General features: G+C 64.9%; 12 protein-coding genes. 9 read left to right on the plus strand and 3 right to left on the minus strand.

What is annotated here, in order from left to right; translation table 11 throughout:
• Positions 1–6 precede the first annotated feature (6 nt).
• Genes AC1Q5W_RS13095 through AC1Q5W_RS13105 form a run of 3 tightly spaced genes read left to right on the plus strand, consistent with a single transcriptional unit; the run spans position 7 to position 3,185 of the window.
• Positions 7–645: a 2-hydroxychromene-2-carboxylate isomerase gene (locus AC1Q5W_RS13095; protein ID WP_492645048.1), complete on the plus strand. Its 639-nt coding sequence runs from the start codon at positions 7–9 to the stop codon at positions 643–645.
• A 57-nt stretch (positions 646–702) separates the two neighbouring features.
• Entirely contained in the window at positions 703–2,529 is a 1,827-nt protein-coding gene (locus AC1Q5W_RS13100; protein ID WP_492645049.1) for a DUF294 nucleotidyltransferase-like domain-containing protein, read from the plus strand.
• Positions 2,529–3,185: a 3'-5' exonuclease gene (locus tag AC1Q5W_RS13105; RefSeq protein WP_492646161.1), complete on the plus strand. Its 657-nt coding sequence runs from the start codon at positions 2,529–2,531 to the stop codon at positions 3,183–3,185. The genes AC1Q5W_RS13100 and AC1Q5W_RS13105 overlap by 1 nt, the downstream gene beginning before the upstream one ends.
• Here the strand turns inward: AC1Q5W_RS13105 and AC1Q5W_RS13110 are convergent.
• The 3 genes from AC1Q5W_RS13110 to AC1Q5W_RS13120 all read right to left on the minus strand — a co-directional run bounded on the left by AC1Q5W_RS13110 (position 3,182) and on the right by AC1Q5W_RS13120 (position 7,072).
• Positions 3,182–4,819 (minus strand): sensor domain-containing diguanylate cyclase, encoded by a 1,638-nt coding sequence (locus tag AC1Q5W_RS13110; protein WP_492645050.1) that lies wholly within the window; start codon positions 4,817–4,819, stop codon positions 3,182–3,184. The genes AC1Q5W_RS13105 and AC1Q5W_RS13110 overlap by 4 nt on opposite strands.
• Before the next feature lie 133 nt (positions 4,820–4,952).
• Complete coding sequence (locus tag AC1Q5W_RS13115) at positions 4,953–6,767, minus strand: cation acetate symporter (protein ID WP_492645051.1); 1,815 nt, start codon at positions 6,765–6,767, stop codon at positions 4,953–4,955.
• Positions 6,764–7,072 carry a DUF485 domain-containing protein gene (locus AC1Q5W_RS13120; protein WP_492645052.1) on the minus strand — a complete coding sequence of 103 codons (309 nt, stop codon included), beginning with the start codon at positions 7,070–7,072 and terminating at the stop codon, positions 6,764–6,766. Before AC1Q5W_RS13120 ends, AC1Q5W_RS13115 begins: the two co-directional genes overlap by 4 nt.
• Positions 7,073–7,414: 342 nt before the next feature.
• On the opposite strand from AC1Q5W_RS13120, the gene AC1Q5W_RS13125 reads away from it, so the two are divergent.
• The 6 genes from AC1Q5W_RS13125 to xylF all read left to right on the plus strand — a co-directional run bounded on the left by AC1Q5W_RS13125 (position 7,415) and on the right by xylF (position 17,673).
• Entirely contained in the window at positions 7,415–9,070 is a 1,656-nt protein-coding gene (locus tag AC1Q5W_RS13125; RefSeq protein ID WP_492645053.1) for an MFS transporter, read from the plus strand.
• Between the two features lie 67 nt (positions 9,071–9,137).
• Entirely contained in the window at positions 9,138–9,305 is a 168-nt protein-coding gene (locus AC1Q5W_RS13130) for a hypothetical protein (protein WP_492645054.1), read from the plus strand.
• An 81-nt stretch (positions 9,306–9,386) separates the two neighbouring features.
• Positions 9,387–9,863 (plus strand): hypothetical protein, encoded by a 477-nt coding sequence (locus tag AC1Q5W_RS13135; protein ID WP_492645055.1) that lies wholly within the window; start codon positions 9,387–9,389, stop codon positions 9,861–9,863.
• 47 nt (positions 9,864–9,910) lie between these two features.
• Positions 9,911–15,973, plus strand: a complete 6,063-nt coding sequence (gene uvrA / locus AC1Q5W_RS13140; protein WP_492645056.1) for an excinuclease ABC subunit UvrA — start codon at positions 9,911–9,913, stop codon at positions 15,971–15,973.
• A gap of 8 nt (positions 15,974–15,981) precedes the next feature.
• Positions 15,982–16,320, plus strand: coding sequence for a nucleotide pyrophosphohydrolase (locus tag AC1Q5W_RS13145; protein ID WP_492645057.1), 339 nt, complete (start codon positions 15,982–15,984; stop codon positions 16,318–16,320).
• 333 nt (positions 16,321–16,653) lie between these two features.
• Complete coding sequence (gene xylF, locus AC1Q5W_RS13150; protein WP_492645058.1) at positions 16,654–17,673, plus strand: D-xylose ABC transporter substrate-binding protein; 1,020 nt, start codon at positions 16,654–16,656, stop codon at positions 17,671–17,673.
• Positions 17,674–17,745 lie beyond the last annotated feature (72 nt).

Raw genomic sequence — 17,745 nt, forward strand, 5'->3', positions numbered from 1 at the left:
CCCCGCATGAAGCACATCACGTTCTATCTGGACTTCATCTCGCCCTACGCCTGGCTGGCGTTCGAGGAACTGCCCCAGGCGCTGATGGGCCTGAGCTATTCGGTGACCTACAAGCCGCTGCTGTTCGCCGCCCTGCTCAAGCACCACGGGCAGCTGGGCCCGGCGGAGATTCCGGCCAAGCGCGACTGGACCTACCGCCAGGTGCAGTGGCTGGCGCACAGCAAGGGCCGCGCGCTGGACCTGCCGGCGGTCCACCCCTTCAACCCGCTGGGCCTCCTGCGCCTGGCCATTGCCACCGACCCGCAGGGCCAGCCTAACCGCTATGTCTGCGAGACGCTGTTCCGCCACGTCTGGGTGGGCGGGCAGGACGCCGCCGACGCCCCGCGCCTGGCGGCGCTGACCGCGCAGCTGACGCCCCCGCGCAACCCGGGGGACGCGTCGGTCAAGGACCAGCTCAAGGCCCATGGCGACGAGGCCATTGCCAAGGGCATCTTCGGCGTGCCGGCGATGGAGGTGGACGGCAAGGTGTTCTGGGGCCAGGACAGCCTGCCCATGCTGCGCGCTTACCTCGAAGGCGACCCCTGGTTTGACGGCCCCCAGTGGGACGCCGTGCAGGCCGTGCCCGCCGGAGTGACTCGTCAGTAAAGTCAGGCCCCGGGCAGCGGAAAATGGGCGGGTGTGCATTACCCCTGTGAGCCCCGCATGCCCAGCGCCTTCAATTTCGCGTCATCGCCCTTCGACTGCCTGACCCTGGAAGAGCAGCGCCTGGTGCGCGACCATGTGGACATTGCCTACTTTCCCCAGGGCGAAACCATCCTGGCGCCGGGCGCGCAGCCCACGCACCTGTTTGTCATCATCAAGGGCTTTGTCCAGCAGTTCGACGGCAACGAGGTGCTGACTACCTACGGTCCCGACGACTGCTTTGACGGCCGGGGGCTGGTGGCCGGCAAGGTGAGCAGCCGTTTCGTGGCGGCCGAGGAGGTGGTGGCCTACCAGCTGGCCAAGCAGACGGTGAGCGACCTGATTGCGGGCAACGCCACCTTTGGGGCCCTGCTGTTTTCCGATCTGTCCAACAAGCTCAGCGCGCTGTCGGAGCGGCAGAGCCGCCACGAGCTGCAGTCGCTCACCATGGCCCGGGTGGACGAGGCCTTTGTGCGCATGCCGTATTTCGTCGACGCCGACACCAGCATCCTGGAAGTGGTGAAGCAGTTCCACGCCTTGCGCACCGCCACCGTGCTGGTGCGCGACCGGCGTGTGGAACCGCCGGCGCTGGGCATCTTCACGGTGTCCGGGCTGCAGCAGGCCATCCTGCACGGCACGCCGCTGGACCGCCTGCCGGTGGGCGAGCTGGCCAACTTCTCCCTCATCCGCGTGCGCCCGGACGACCAGCTGGGCGACGCGCTGGCGGTCATGGTCAAGCACTCGGTGCACCGGGTGGTGGTGGCCGACGGCCCGCAGATTTTGGGCGTGCTGGAGGCGCTGGACCTGTTCAGCTACCTGTCCAACCAGTCCTACCAGATCAATGTCCAGATCATCGACGCCCAGGACGTGGCCACCCTCAAGCGGGCCGCCGAGCAGATCACCCGGCTGATTGCGCTGCTGCACCGCAACGGCACCAACGTCAACCTGATTGCCCGGCTGGTGCAGGCGCTCAATGCCCGCCTGTTCGAGCGGACCTGGCAGCTGATTGCGCCGCCCGACCTGGTGGCCAACAGCTGCCTGTTCGTGATGGGTAGCGAAGGCCGGGGCGAGCAGCTGCTCAAGACCGACCAGGACAACGGCCTGGTGCTGCGCGACGGCTACGTGTGTTCGGTGGACGTGGCGGCGGTGTGCCGCCAGTTCTCGGCGGCGCTGGCCGACTTCGGCTACCCGGCGTGCCCGGGCAACATCATGGTCAGCAACCCGCAGTGGTGCCAGAGCGTGGGCGACTTCAGCCAGATGGTGCGCCTGTGGTGGATGGCGCCCACCCCTGACAGCCTGATGGCGCTGGCCATCTTCCTGGACGCGCATGCGGTCTGCGGCGACACGGCCTTGCTGGACCAGGTGCGCGCGGCCGTGTTCGACCTGACAGCCGACAACGACGCCATGCTGGCGCGCTTTGCCTCGGCCATCAATTTCTTCGGCAGCAGCAGCGGCTGGTGGAACCGCCTGCTGTCGCTGGGCGAGCCGGGCAAGGAGCAGCTCGACATCAAGAAGGTGGGCGTGTTTCCGCTGGTGCATGGCATTCGCAGCCTGGCGCTGGCGCAGCACATTTCCGCCACCACCACGGCGGGCCGCATCGAGGCGCTGGTGGCCGCGGGCGTGTTGCCCGAGAAGCTGGCGGCCGACCTGGTCGACAGCCTGTACTTCTTCATGGGCCTGAAGCTGAAAGTGGGGCTGCAGGAACTGGCCACCGGGCATGCCGTCTCCGGCGGCGTGCAGGTGGACAAGCTCAGCAGCCTGGACCGCGACCTGCTCAAGGACACGCTGGGCGTGGTCAAGCAGTTCAAGGTGCTGCTGAACCAGCGCTTCCACCTGGACGCGGTGTGATGCGCTCGCGCCTGTCGCCCTTGCGCTGGTTCGCGGCCCTTAAGCGCGGGTGGATGCTGTACCACCTGGGGGACCCGCAGTTCCGCTTCATGTGGGATGCACCGCCCGAAGACGAATGGGTGGCGCTCGATTGCGAGACCACCGGGCTTAACGTGAAGACCGACGCCATCATCGCCATCGGCGCGGTGCGCATCCGGGGCAACCGCGTCATGACCAGCGAGCGCCTGGAGCTGCTGGTGCGTCCGCAGGGCCAGCGCATCTCGGCCGACAGCGTGCGGGTGCACCGCCTGCGCGAGCAGGACGTGGCGCAGGGCATCAGCGCCGAGGAGGCCATGGTGCGCCTGCTGCACTTCATCGGCAGCCGGCCCCTGGTTGGCTACTACCTGGAGTTCGACGTGGCCATGATCAACCGGGTGCTGTTTCCCATGCTCGGCATGGGGCTGCCGCAGCCGCGGTTCGAGGTCTCGGCCCTGTACTACGACTACAAGTACCGGCAACTGCCGGCGCAGGCGCGCGACGGCAGCGTCATCGACCTGCGCTTTGACAGTCTCATGCAGGATCTGGGCCTGCCGGTGCGCCCGGCGCACGATGCGCTCAACGACGCCGTCATGGCCGCACTGGCGTTCGTGAAGCTGCGTGCCGGCGCAGGCCGTTAGGCGGCGGCGCGGTCGGTGCCCGGCGGGGTGGCCAGCTGGTAGCGGTGCCCGCCGGATTGCTTGGCCTTGTACATCGCGTCATCGGCGGCCGTGCGCAGGTCGTCCTGTGCGCTGTGGCCGTCGCCCACCGCAATGCCGATGGACAGGCCGATGCGGCAGGCGCCGTGCTGGAGCGTGACCGGGGCCTCCAGGGCCTTGAGGCACTTGGTGGCCACCGCGCAGGCCGCGGCCTCGGCCCGCTCGGGCGCGGTGTCGAGGTCTTCCATCACCATCATGAACTCGTCGCCCCCCAGGCGGGCCAGGGTGTCCGATTCGCGCACCACCGCGCCCAGGCGGCGCGCCACTTCGACCAGGGCGGCATCGCCGGCCTCGTGCCCCAGGCTGTCGTTGATGGGCTTGAACCCGTCCAGGTCCAGGTACAGCACGCCCATGTGGGTGCCATTGCGCTGCGCGCGCGCCAGCGCCTGGGTCAGGCGGTCGTTCAGCAGCGTGCGGTTGGGCAGCCCGGTGAGGGGGTCGTGGTGGGCGGCCTGCTCCAGTGCCATCTGGTTGACCTGCAGCTTGGCCAGCAGGCGGTTGAACGCCATGGTCAGGCTGCCCACTTCGTCTTCCCGCACCACCGTCAGCGGCTCCAGCGGCAAGTCGCCCCGCGTCATGCGGTCGGCCTGGTCGGCAGCCCGCAGCAGGGGGCGGAAGATGAACAGCAGACTGATCGAGGACAGGATGATGAAGACGATCACGGCGCCGGCGCTGCCGAGCGTCACCAGGTATTTGGCCCGGGAGACGGAGGCAAATGCCTCGGCCGTCGGGATGCGGGCCACCACGAACCAGCCGGTGCTGGGAACCGACGCCATGGCGGAAATTTCTTCCACGCCCTGCGCGTTGACGGTGACACCGCTGCCCCGGTAGCCGGCCATGGCGCGGTCATGCAGGGGGTTCACGCCCTCCGGGGGGGTGGGCTTGAGGGCCATCTCCGGCTTGCTGGAGGCGATGAACAGCCGGTCGCGTGGCGAGACCAGCAGGAACCCGCCGCCTTCTCCGATGCGGCTCTGCTGTGCCAGGGAAAGAAACCCGGGCGCGTTCAGGGCCGTGACGCCGGCGAGCACCGCGCGGACCTGCCCGGATGCGTCCTTGATGGGCACGGCCATGGGCAGCACGGGTACCTGGGCCACCCGGCCCACGACGGGGCGGCCCACCGCAAAGTCTCCGGCCAGCGCGGTGCGGATGTAGTCACGGTCGCCGTAGTTCACGGTGGCGCGCAAGGGGCTGGGGGGGAAGTCCGCCAGGGGCTGGCCGGTCTGGTCGGTGACGAAGACCCCGTGGGAGAAAAGGGGCTGCAAGGGGTAGCGTTCGCCCAGCCACTGGCGCAACGCGTCGGGGCGGCTCAGCAGCTCCAGTGGCAGGGACTCGGCCATTTTCCGAAGCAACACCTGGCGCTCCACGATCTTGTAGTCGACATCGCGGGCCACGTAGCTGGCCAGGGATTCCTGCTGGGACGCGAACACGCGGCTCAGGTCTTCCGCCAGAAAGGTTGTAAGGGTGAAATACCGGCCCACTGCGCCCATGAGCACAACGGCAACGCCAATCAGGAGCAGGCGGGTGATGATGCTGTTGGCGATGCGTTGAATCGACATTAAATTGATATTAATGGAAAAACGCATTTTGCATAGCCCTGTGTCCTTTTGATGACGGACCGCCCCGGAGCAGGGCGGGCGTAAAAAAACCGGGCAGTTGCCCGGTTTTTTGGTGTGGGCGTGAACCGCCCGTTTAGTGACCCGATGCGCCCGAGGCACCCAGGCCGGTCTCGGAGCGCACCTGCTGCGCCTTGAACAGGTCGCGTTCCTTGGCGGCCTGCGGGCTGCGGTCCAGCACCGAGAACAGCCACACGCCCACGAAGCCGATGGTCATGGAGAACAGGGCCGGGGACGAGTAGGGGAACCAGGCCGAGCCCTTGGGGTTGCCCAGCACGGCTTCCCACACCGAGGGCGACACCACGGTCAGGCCGACCGAGGAGATCAGGCCCAGGAAGCCGCCGATGACGGCGCCCTTGGTGGTGCAGTCTTTCCACAGCACGGACATGAACAGCACCGGGAAGTTGGCCGATGCCGCAATGGCGAAGGCCAGCGCCACCATGAAGGCGATGTTCTGCTTCTCGAAGGCGATGCCCAGGCCCACGGCGATGATGCCCAGTGCCACGGTGGTGATGCGCGAGACCTTCAGTTCGGAGGCGCTGTCGGCGTTGCCCTTCTTGATCACGGTGGCGTACAGGTCGTGCGACACGGCCGACGCGCCGGAGAGCGTCAGGCCGGCCACCACGGCCAGGATGGTGGCAAAGGCCACGGCAGAAATGAAGCCGAAGAACACGTTGCCGCCAACGGCCTTGGCCACCAGCACCGCAGCCATGTTGGCCGAGCCGCCGCCGCCCTTGATGATGCCCTTGGCCGTGTCCGCAAACTCGGGGTTGGTCAGCACCAGGGTGATGGCACCGAAGCCGATGATGAAGATCAGGACGTAGAAGTAACCGATCCAGGTGGTCGCCCAGAACACGGACTTGCGGGCTTCCTTGGCGTCGGGCACCGTGAAGAAGCGCATCAGGATGTGGGGCAGACCTGCGGTACCGAACATCAGAGCCATGCCGAAGGAAATGGCAGAGATCGGGTCCTTGATGAAACCACCGGGTCCCATGATGGACAGGCCTTCCTTGGCGGGCACGATGGCCTGGGCCTTGGCCAGCGCGGCAGCGGCGGCAGCCTGGGCTTCCGGCGTGGTCGCCGCGGCAGCAGCAGCGGTGGCCGACGCGATGGCCGCGGTCTGGGCGTTGGAGGCCAGCAGGGTCTTCACGATCACACCCTTGGCAAACAGGGCTTCAGGGCTGAAGCCGAACTGCGCCAGCACCATGACGGCCATGAAGGTCACGCCGGCCAGCAGCAGGCAGGCCTTGATGATCTGCACCCAGGTGGTGGCGGTCATGCCGCCGAACAGCACGTACACCATCATCAGCACGCCGACGATGACCACGGCCACGATGTAGTCCAGGCCGAACAGCAGCTTGATCAGCGCACCGGCGCCCACCATCTGGGCGATCAGGTAGAACGCCACTACCACCAGCGTGCCGGAGGCGGCAAAGACGCGGATGGGGGTCTGCTGGAAGCGGTAGCCGGCCACGTCGGCAAAGGTGAACTTGCCCAGGTTGCGCAGGCGCTCGGCCATCAGGAAGGTGATGACGGGCCAGCCCACCAGGAAGCCGATGGAGTAGATCAGGCCGTCATAGCCCGAAGCCATCACGGCGGCGGAAATACCCAGGAAGGAAGCGGCCGACATGTAGTCGCCGGCAATGGCCAGGCCGTTCTGGAAGCCGGTGATGCCACCGCCGCCGGTGTAGAAGTCGGCAGCCGACTTGGTCTTGGCTGCGGCCCACTTGGTGATGAACAGGGTGCCCACCACAAAGACGGCAAACATGGAAATGGCGACGTAGTTGGTGGGTTGCTTGTCCACCTGGCCCAGGTCACCGCCAGCGGCTTGCGCGGCAGCGGCCGCGAACAGTGCGCCCAGCGCGATCAGGAATTGGAGTCCGGCCTTCATTTGGAAGCTTCTTTCAGGATTTCGGCGGTCAGACGGTCGAATTCGCCATTGGCGCGACGCACATAGATGCCCGTGATGATGATGGTGAAGACGATGACGCCAAAACCGATGGGAACGCCCAGGGAGGTGACGCCAGCGCCAATGGGCTGGGCCAGGAAGGGCTTGTCGAACGCAATCAGCGCGATGTAGCCGTAATACACCACCATCATGATGGCGGTCAGCAGCCAGCCGAAGCTGTTGCGTTTCTTGCGAAGTTCGTGGTACTTCGGGTTGGCCTCGATCTTGGCCACGACAGGGTCGGTCATATATCTCCTACGATTTACTAGTTCTACAACAGCGCGGTGCGGCCGTTGCCGGGGCGGATATTGGTCGGATGGTCTGACTAAGTCCTTACGGATTACTAGGAAATACGAGGACTTTCCCTAGGGCGAAGGAGGCTGAAAAATCCGCCGAAAGCGGCATTGCTCCAATATTTTTCACCATGGAAAAACGGGCGTCAGGGTTAGTTCCTAGTGCGTAAGGTAACGTTCAGCTTGGAGTCAGCTTGCGTTGGAAAGCTGTCAGAACTAGGTCAGAACTGCTCAACATAGTTCGCCTCATCCACCCGTGCCGGGTGGTTGAAATTATTTAAAAAAGGAGACCCAACTATGGCAACAGCAGCCCCACGGCCGATGTCTGCGGAAGAGAAGAAAGTCATCTTCGCTTCCTCACTCGGTACGGTTTTTGAGTGGTACGACTTCTACCTGTACGGTTCGTTGGCGGCCATCATTGCCAAACAGTTCTTCAGTGGACTGGACGCTGGCTCCGCCTTCATCTTCGCCTTGCTGGCGTTCGCGGCCGGTTTCATCGTGCGCCCCTTCGGCGCGCTGGTGTTCGGTCGTCTGGGCGACATGATCGGGCGCAAGTACACCTTCCTGGTGACCATCCTGATCATGGGTCTGTCGACCTTTGTCGTGGGTATCCTGCCCAACTACGCCACCATCGGCGTGGCCGCCCCCGTGATCCTGATTGCCCTGCGCATGCTGCAAGGCCTGGCACTGGGCGGTGAGTACGGCGGTGCTGCCACCTACGTGGCCGAGCACTCGCCCCACGGCAAGCGCGGCGCCTACACCTCCTGGATCCAGACCACGGCCACCCTGGGCCTGTTCCTGAGCCTGATGGTGATTCTGGGTACCCGCACCATCGTCGGTGAGGCTGCCTTTGCCGACTGGGGCTGGCGCGTGCCGTTCATCGTGTCCATCCTGCTGTTGGCCGTGTCGGTCTACATCCGCTTGAGCATGAATGAGTCGCCCGCCTTCACCAAGATGAAGGCCGAAGGCAAGACCTCCAAGGCGCCTCTGTCCGAATCCTTCGGCCAGTGGAAGAACCTGAAGATCGTGATCCTGGCCCTGATCGGCCTGACCGCCGGCCAGGCCGTGGTCTGGTACTCCGGCCAGTTCTACGCCCTGTTCTTCCTGACCCAAGCCCTGAAGGTGGACGGCGCTTCCGCCAACATCTATGTGGCCATCTCCCTGGTCATTGGCACACCGTTCTTCGTGATCTTCGGTGCCTGGTCCGACAAGATTGGCCGCAAGCCCATCATCATGGCCGGCTGCCTGTTGGCAGTGGTGACGTACTTCCCGGTGTTCGAGGCGCTGACCAAGGCCGGCAACCCCGACCTGTACGCTGCCCAGCAAAAGAACAAGGTGATCGTTACCGCTGATCCGAGCGAGTGCTCGTTCCAGTTCAACCCCACCGGTACCGCCAAGTTCACCAGCTCGTGCGATATCGCCAAGCAGGTTCTGGCCGGCGCTTCGGTGAGCTACGACAACGTGGTGGGTGCCCCCGGCTCGGTGGCAACCATCAAGATCGGTGAAACCGCCATCTCCAGCTACACGTCCAAGGGCCTGCCCGCCGACGAAGCCAAGGCCAAGGACGCTGCGTTCAAGAAGGCTGTGGCAGACGACCTGAAGGCCGCCGGCTACCCCGCCAAGGCTGACATGGCCAAGGTGGACAAGGTCATGGTCATCGCCATCCTGACCTACCTCGTGATCCTGGTGACCATGGTGTACGGCCCCATTGCCGCCATGCTGGTGGAACTGTTCCCGACCCGTATCCGCTACACCTCCATGAGCTTGCCCTACCACATCGGTAACGGCTGGTTCGGTGGTCTGTTGCCCACCACGGCGTTTGCCATCGTGGCGCAAACCGGTAACATGTACAACGGTTTGTGGTACCCCGTCATCATTGCTGGCATGACCTTCGTGGTCGGCATGTTGTTCGTCCGTGAAACCAAGGACGTGGACATCTACGCCAACGATTGAGTATGAGTTGAGTTAACGGCCCCGGACCTACAGGCCCGGGGCCTTTTTATTTCATTTAGGAATGGGTATGTGGAAAATTGCAGTGGGTTTTGTGGTGTTTGCCGGTTTGGCCATGTTCATCCTGAGCAAGGGCGGCGATATTGACATGAGTGGAGAGAAGCACGGCATTGAGACCGAGCACGCGCCGACTGCCGCCGCATCGGCACCCGTAGCGGCCGCCAGTGCCAGCAAGTAAGCAGCCTCCGGCCGGCGACAAGACCGGCATGGGGGACAGGCTTAGTCGAGGGAGCCGTTTATCTCAATCTGGAGCGCAGCCATGAAATACATCAAGACAGAAGCGGGGCAGCTGGCGTTCAAGGAGCGGTCGGTGCTGTTTTCCTCGCGGCAGCGCACCGCATTCATCATGTTCGATGGCAACAAGGACGTGGCGCAGGTGCTTGCCGCCATGTCCGGCATGGGGCTGACGCAGGAGGATGTGGAGCACATGGTGGCGCAGGGTTTCCTGACCCCGGCACCCGGCCAGGCCGCCCTGGCGCAAGCCGATGCCGCACAGGCCTCGGCCAAGGAGGCTGCGGCGGAAACTTTCAGCGCGCGCTCGCCTCAGGACCGGTACAAGGATGCCAAGCCGCTGGCCACGCAACTCACGGCAGGCCTGGGTCTGCGCGGGTTCCGGCTGAACATGTCGGTGGAGGCCGCCAGCGGCTATGACGACCTGCTGGCCCTGCTGCCCAAGATCAAGGATGCAGTCGGCCCCAAAGCCTGTCAGGAATTGGAACGCGCCCTCACAGGTTGAGGGCAACTGCCTAGAATGTCTTTCCCTATCAGGAAAGAGCATTCACCATGTCCCAGGGCACCATCCGCATTCGCGGAGCGCGGCAGCACAATCTCAAGAACATTGACCTCGACATCCGCACGGGTGAATTGACGGTCGTCACCGGGCCCAGCGGGTCCGGCAAATCCAGCCTGGTGTTTGACACGCTGTATGCCGAAGGGCAGCGGCGCTACGTGGAAACGTTCTCGGCCTACGCCCGCCAGTTTCTGGACCGCATGGACAAACCGGCGGTGGACAAGGTGGAAGGCGTGCCGCCCGCCATTGCCATCGACCAGACCAACCCGGTGCGCTCCAGCCGCTCCACCGTGGGCACCATGACGGAGCTCAACGACCACATCAAGCTGCTGTATTCCCGCGCTGGCGCCCTGTTCGACCGCCAAACCGCGCTGCCGGTGCAGCACGACACGCCCGAGACCATCTACGCCGAACTGCTGCGCCGCGCCCAGGCCGAGGGCGACCCCCGCCTGGTGCTGACTTTTCCGGTGGAGCTGCCAGCATCGACGACCGCCGAGGAAGTGACCCAGTGGTTGTCCGCCAGCGGCTTCACCCGCGTGCAGGCTGAGCGCGAGGTGTCCACCATCGCAGGCTCGCGCAAGGTGCTGGACGTGGTCGCCGACCGCTTTCGCATGGCCCATGTGGAGAAGGCGCGTGCCTTGGAGGCGATAGAGGTTGCCCTCAAGCGTGGCAGCGGCCGGCTCAATGTTTATGTGCTGAATGAGGCCCCAGCACCCGTGGAATCTGCGCAACCAGCTGCAGAATTGATAGCGGATGTGGCGGCTCCGACCTGGCGTTTCTCCACCGGCCTGCACTGCCCGCAGAGCGACATCCGCTACCAGGACCCGATTGCCTCGCTGTTTTCCTTCAACTCGGCCGTGGGGGCCTGCGAGGCCTGCCGCGGCTTTGGCCGCGTGGTGGGCGTGGATATGGGGCTGGTCATTCCCAACGACAAGCTCACGCTGCGCGCCGGCGCCGTCAAGCCCATGCAGACCCCCGCCTGGCAGGAGTGCCAGGACGATCTGATGCGCCACGCCGAAGGGGCCGGCATCCCGCGCGACACGCCCTGGTACAAGCTCACCCCCGAGCAACAGGGCTGGGTCATCAACGGTTCGCCCAACTGGAATGGCAAGTGGAACCAGCATTGGTTCGGCATCCGGCGCTTCTTCGAGTACCTGGAGAGCAAGGCCTACAAGATGCACATCCGCGTGCTGCTGTCCAAGTACCGCAGCTACACGCCGTGCGGTACCTGTGGCGGGGCGCGGCTGAAGACCGAGAGCCTGCTGTGGCGCATTGGAACCAAGGAGCAGGCCGACGCAGTGTTGACGCCTGCCAAGCGCTTCATGCCGCAGGGGGTTCAATGGACCCGTGCGCAGCTGGAAGCCTTGCCGGGGCTGTGTCTGCATGACCTGATGCTGCTGCCGCTGGACAAGCTGCGGCGCTTCTTTGATGCCTTGCAGGCGGGGGTAGGCGTGGCAGGCGTGCCCAACCCGGCGTCGGCTACGACGGAAGCGGAAGCCAAGACATTGAAGCTGCTGCTTGAAGAAGTCTGCACCCGGCTGAAGTACCTGTGCGACGTCGGCATCGGCTACCTCACGCTGGACCGCCAGAGCCGCACCCTGAGTGGCGGTGAGGTGCAGCGCATCAACCTCACCACCGCGCTGGGCACCTCGCTGGTCAACACCCTGTTCGTGCTGGACGAACCCAGCATCGGCCTGCACCCGCGCGACATGGACCGCATCATCGTCGCCATGCAGCGCCTGCGCGACGCCGGCAACACCCTGGTGGTGGTGGAGCACGATCCGGCCGTCATGCTGGCGGCTGACCGCATGATCGACATGGGTCCGGGCCCGGGCGAGAAGGGCGGCCGCATCGTGTTCGACGGCTCCACGGCCGACCTGCGCGGCGCCGACACGCTGACTGGCGCCTACCTGGGCGGGCGTAAGCAGGTGGGCATGGGCTTCAAGCGCATGGTCGCGCCCAGCACACCGCGCCTGGTGCTGGAAGGCGCCACTGAGCACAACCTGAAAAACGTGCACGTCGAAATCCCGCTGCAGCGCCTGGTGTGCATCACCGGCGTCAGCGGCTCGGGCAAGTCCACCCTGGTGCAGGACGTGCTGGCGCCGGCGCTGTTGCGCCACTTCGGCAAGGCCACCGAGACGCCCGGCGCGCATGAGCGCCTGCTGGGCGCCGAGCAGCTGAGCGAGGTGGTTTTTGTGGACCAGTCGCCCATCGGCAAGACGGCGCGTTCCAACCCGGTGAGCTATGTGGGCGCCTGGGACGCCGTGCGCGAGATCTTTGCCGGTGCCGACCTGGCCCGCGAGCGCGGCTACACGGCCAGCAAGTTCAGCTTCAACGGCGGCGACGGCCGCTGCCCCACCTGCGGTGGCTCGGGCTTTGAGCACATCGAGATGCAGTTCCTGAGCGACGTGTACCTGCGCTGCCCCGACTGCGACGGCAAGCGTTACCGGCCGGAGATTCTGGAGGTGACGATTGAGCGCAAGGGCCGGCGCGTCAATGTGTCTGACGTGCTGGAGCTGACGGTGAGCGAAGCCGCCGACCTGTTCAGCGCCGACCGCGACGTGATCCGTGCCCTGCAGCCCATCGTGGATGTGGGCCTGGAATATGTGAAGCTGGGCCAGCCTGTGCCCACGCTGTCGGGCGGCGAGGCCCAGCGCCTGAAGGTGGCGGGCTTTCTGGCCGAAGCCGCCAAGGCCAGCACCGCCAGCCGCCAGGCCGTGGCGCGCCGGGGCACGCTGTTCATGCTGGACGAGCCGACCACGGGCCTGCACTTTGACGACATCGCCAAGCTGATGCGCGCGCTGCGCAAGCTGCTGGAGGCGGGGCATTCGCTGCTGGTGATCGAGCACAACCTGGATGTGATCCGCGCCTCCGACTGGTTGATCGACCTGGGCCCGGAAGGGGGCGATGCCGGCGGTGAGGTGGTGGCGTTGGGCACGCCCGAGGATGTGATGTTGCACGCCACCTCGCACACCGGGCGGGCACTTAGGGAGTATGCGGCGGCCATGGGGGTGGTGCATTCGGTTGCGGAACCGCGTGCTGCCTATTCCCTGGAACGCGCTGCCGGGGTTGGCGCTGCGCCGGGAGCCTCATACGTCGGCTTCGCCGCCGGAAAATCGGCACTCGGCGCAGTGCCCACCTCGACGGGTGGTCGGCACGCGGACGCATCGGACTCCATTCGTATCGTCAATGCCAAGGAGCACAACCTCAAGTCGCTGTCGGTGGACATTCCGCGCGGCAAGTTTAACGTGGTGACCGGCGTGTCGGGTTCGGGCAAGTCCACGCTGGCGTTTGACATCCTGTTCAACGAAGGGCAGCGCCGCTACCTGGAGTCGCTCAATGCCTATGCGCGCTCCATCGTGCAGCCGGCGGGCCGGCCGGAGGTGGATGCGGTGTATGGCATTCCGCCCACGGTGGCCATCGAGCAGCGGCTGTCGCGTGGCGGGCGCAAGTCCACGGTGGGCACCACGACCGAGGTCTGGCACTTCCTGCGTCTTTTGTATGTGAAGCTGGGCACGCAGCACTGCATTCATGACGGCGCGGCGGTGCAGCCGCAGTCGGCCGACAGCATTGCCGCGCAGTTGCTCAAGAACTTCCGCGGCCAGCACATCGGGCTGCTGGCGCCGCTGGTGTCCGGGCGCAAGGGCGTGTACACCGAGCTGGCCGACTGGGCGCGCCCGCGCGGCTTCACGCACCTGCGGGTGGATGGCAACTTCCTGCCCACCACCAATTTCCCGCGCATCGACCGCTTCAAGGAACACACCATTGAGCTGCCCGTGGCCAGCCTGGACGTGAACCCGGCGCAGGAAGCCGCCTTGCGTGAGGCCCTGGCCACGGCGCTCACGCACGGCAAGGGCGTGGTGCATGTGCTCTCGGGCATGGACGGCCTGAAGGAGGCGCTGCTGGCTGGTACATCGGCTGCCGGCATTGGCCGCGTGCAGGTGTTCTCCACCAAGCGGGCCTGCCCGGTGTGTTCCACCTCCTACGTGGAGCTGGACCCGCGCCTCTTCAGCTACAACAGCAAGCACGGTTGGTGCCCCGATTGCGTGGGTACCGGCGTGGCCCTGACCAAAGAGCAGCGCAAGGTGTTTGACGACTCCGTGAAGGACGACGACAACAAGGGCCGCGAGCAGACCTTCGCCGAGGTGGACATTGAGGACCTCCACGATGCCACCTGCCCCACCTGCCAGGGCACGCGGCTGAACGCTACAGCGCGGGCCGTGCAGTTTGCCGGTGTCGGCATTGCCGACATAGCGCGCCTGAGCGTGAGCGATGTGCGCCAGTGGGTGCAGACGCTGCAGGTGGCGGGCGGCATGAGCGCCCGCGAGGCCGACATCGCCCGCGACCTGGTGCCGGAAATCAGGAGCCGGCTGGAGTTTCTGGAGCAGGTGGGTCTGGGCTACCTCACGCTGGACCGGGGCGCACCCACGCTCAGCGGCGGTGAGGCGCAGCGCATCCGCTTGGCCGCGCAACTGGGCAGCAACCTCCAGGGCGTGTGCTACGTGCTGGACGAGCCCACCATCGGCCTGCATGCGCGGGACAACGCAATCCTGCTGGGCGCCTTGCGATCGTTGAGTGACAAGGGCAACACCCTGGTGGTGGTGGAGCACGACGAGGACACCATCCGCCATGCGGACCACATCATCGACATCGGTCCCAGCGCGGGCAAACGCGGCGGGCGGCTGGTGGCAGAGGGTTCGGTGGCCGATGTGCAGAACGCCGCAGACTCCCAGACCGGGCGGTATCTGCTGCATGCGATGCAGCATCCGTTGATGCCGCGGCGGTCGGTGGTGTCGTATGCGGAATCGGTGGCGCGCGCCGCGGCCGCCAAATCGGCACTTGGCGTGCCGGCGTCGGCCGTGGGGGGGGCAGCGGGCAAGAAGCCACGGGGCAAAGCCGCCAAGGCCGCGGAGGTGGCGGCTGCCAATGCAGCGGCCAGCGCGGCGGCCAATGCGGAGTACGCCAGCCGCGGTGTGGTGGACGCCAGCGCGCCACTGCAATGGATCACGGTGCAGGGCGCCAACCTGCACAACCTGCAAGCCGTCACGGCCCATGTTCCGCTCAAGCGGCTGGTCGCCATCACCGGGGTCTCCGGCTCCGGCAAGTCCACCCTGGCGCGCGATGTGCTGCTGACCAACGTGCAGGCCGCCGTGCAGAAACGCAGCACCAAGGCGGGGCGGGATGCGCTCGACGCCGGGGAGTCCATCCCCTGGACCGGCTGCGCGGGCGTGACCGGCTTCGAGACCGTGGACCGCGTGCTGGAAGTGGACCAGACCCCCATCGGCAAGACGCCCCGCAGTTGCCCGGCCACCTACATCGGCTTCTGGGACACCATCCGCAAGCTCTTTGCCGACACGCTGGAAGCCAAGGCCCGGGGCTACGCTGCCAACCGCTTCAGCTTCAACACCGGTGAGGGCCGCTGCCCCGGCTGCGAGGGGCAGGGCATTCGCACCATCGGGATGAGCTTTTTGCCGGACGTGAAGGTGCTGTGCGAAACCTGCAAGGGCGCGCGCTTCAATCCCGAGACCCAGGCCGTCACCTGGCGCGGCAAGAACATTGGCGACGTGCTGCAGATGGAGGTGGACGAGGCGGTGGAATTCTTCGCCGCCATGCCCTCCATTGCCCACCCGCTGCAGCTGCTGAAAGACGTGGGGCTGGGGTATCTGACGCTGGGCCAGCCCTCGCCCACGCTCAGCGGCGGCGAGGCGCAGCGCATCAAGCTGGTGACGGAGCTGTCCAAGGTGCGCGACGACATTGGCAAGCGCGGCCAGAAGGCCCCGCACACGCTGTACGTGCTGGACGAGCCCACCGTGGGCCTGCACATGAGCGATGTAGAAAAACTCATCCAAGTGCTGCACCGCCTGGTGAACGGCGGGCACAGCGTGGTCGTCATCGAGCACGACCTGGATGTGATCGCCGAGGCCGACTGGGTCATCGACCTGGGGCCGGACGGCGGCAACGCCGGCGGCCAGGTCGTGGCCGCGGACACACCGGAGGCAGTGGTGCGGCTGGGCACCCACACCGGCAAGGCATTGCAGGCGGTGCTGTCGCGATGAGCCAGGAAATGCAAGCGCTCACCGAAGCCCTGCGCGCCTTTGCCGCCGAGCGCGACTGGGCGCAGTTCCACTCCCCCAAGAACCTGGCCTGCGCGCTGTCGGTGGAGGCGGCCGAGTTGCTGGAGCACTTCCAGTGGCTCACCGAAGCGCAGAGCCGCGCCCTTGGCCAAGAGAAGACGCAAGAGGTAGCCGCCGAGGCGGCGGACGTGTTCCTTTACCTGCTGCAGCTGTGCGACCAGCTGGATATCGACCTGCTGGCCGCCGCACGGGACAAGGTGGAGGTCAACCGCAAAAAATACCCGGTGGCCACCGCACGCGGCAACGCCAGGAAGCACCCCGAGTTGTGATGTATTTGCTATAAAAAAAGTAGCTGGCTGCGCAATGAATACGTAGCTTTCAACTGGTTTAATCGCAAAAAACAACGTCATCCAAACGATTGCGGCCCTACTGGGACACAGTAGAAATGACGTTCTCTTTTGCGGTGTGGACCCGCCCACGCGACATTAGTTTGATTATTAAACTATATCGGGTTTGTCCCTATGGGTTTAATTTTCAGCGTTTACATAATTAGTTCATCGTTCGTACTAAATGCATCGTGTTGCATTTAACGCAGCACGATGGCTCGGATGAGTCTTTCCAAAACCAATGGCCTGTCACGGGCCAACTTACTGGAGACATAGATGAAACTGAAGACATCCCTAACAGCCCTGGCCCTGAGCTTGGCCGCCGCTGGTGCATTCGCCCAAGTTGTGGGTGTGAGCTGGTCCAATTTCCAGGAAGAGCGCTGGAAGACCGATGAAACCGCCATCAAGGCCCAATTGGCCAAGGACGGCGCAACGTACATCAGTGCCGATGCTGCGGGTTCCCCCGAGAAACAGCTGGCAGACATTGATAGCCTGATCGCCAAGGGTGCAAAAGCGCTGATCATTCTGGCCATGGACAAGGATGCGATTCTGCCTGCCGTCAACAAGGCCAAGCAGCAAAAAATTCCCGTGGTGGCCTATGACCGTTTGATCGAAGCGCCTGGCGTGTACTACATCACGTTTGACAACGTGGAAGTGGGGCGCATGCAAGCCCGAGCCATCTTTGCAGTCAAGCCCAAGGGCAACTACGTGATGATTAAAGGCTCGCCAACCGACCCCAACGCCGACTTCCTGCGCGGTGGCCAGCAAGAAATCATTGCTGCAGCCGTCAAGAAGGGCGACATCAAGATTGTGGGCGAGGAGTACACCGAAGGCTGGAAGCCGGAAGTGGCACAGAAGAACATGGAGCAAATCCTCACCAAGACCGGCGGCAAGGTTGACGCAGTGGTGGCCTCCAACGATGGCACCGCTGGCGGTGTGGTCGCTGCATTGAATGCAAAAGGTATCAAGGGCATACCCGTATCAGGACAGGATGGTGACCACGCTGCGCTGAACCGCGTGGCTTTGGGCAGCCAGACCGTGTCGGTCTGGAAAGACGCGCGTGACCTGGGCCGTGATGCCGCCGCCGCCGCCGTGGTGTTGGCCAAAGGGCACAAGGTGGATGCTGCCAAAACTTGGAACGGTGGTGAGAAAAAGATTGCCTTGCAAGCCCAGTTTCTCAAGCCTGTTGCCATAACGGCTAAAAATCTGGATTTGGTAGTGAAGGCGGGCTGGATCACGAAGGACGACCTGTGCAAGGGCGTAGATGTTGCCAAGGGCCCCGCCGCCTGCAAATAGTGCGTTATTTCCTTGCGAGAGCGTAATGCCCTCCAACTGCGGGCTGGGCTCAGCCCGCAGTTTTTTGATGTC

The sequence above is a fragment of the Rhodoferax sp. MLSD5-FHT05B10 genome (assembly GCF_058793415.1).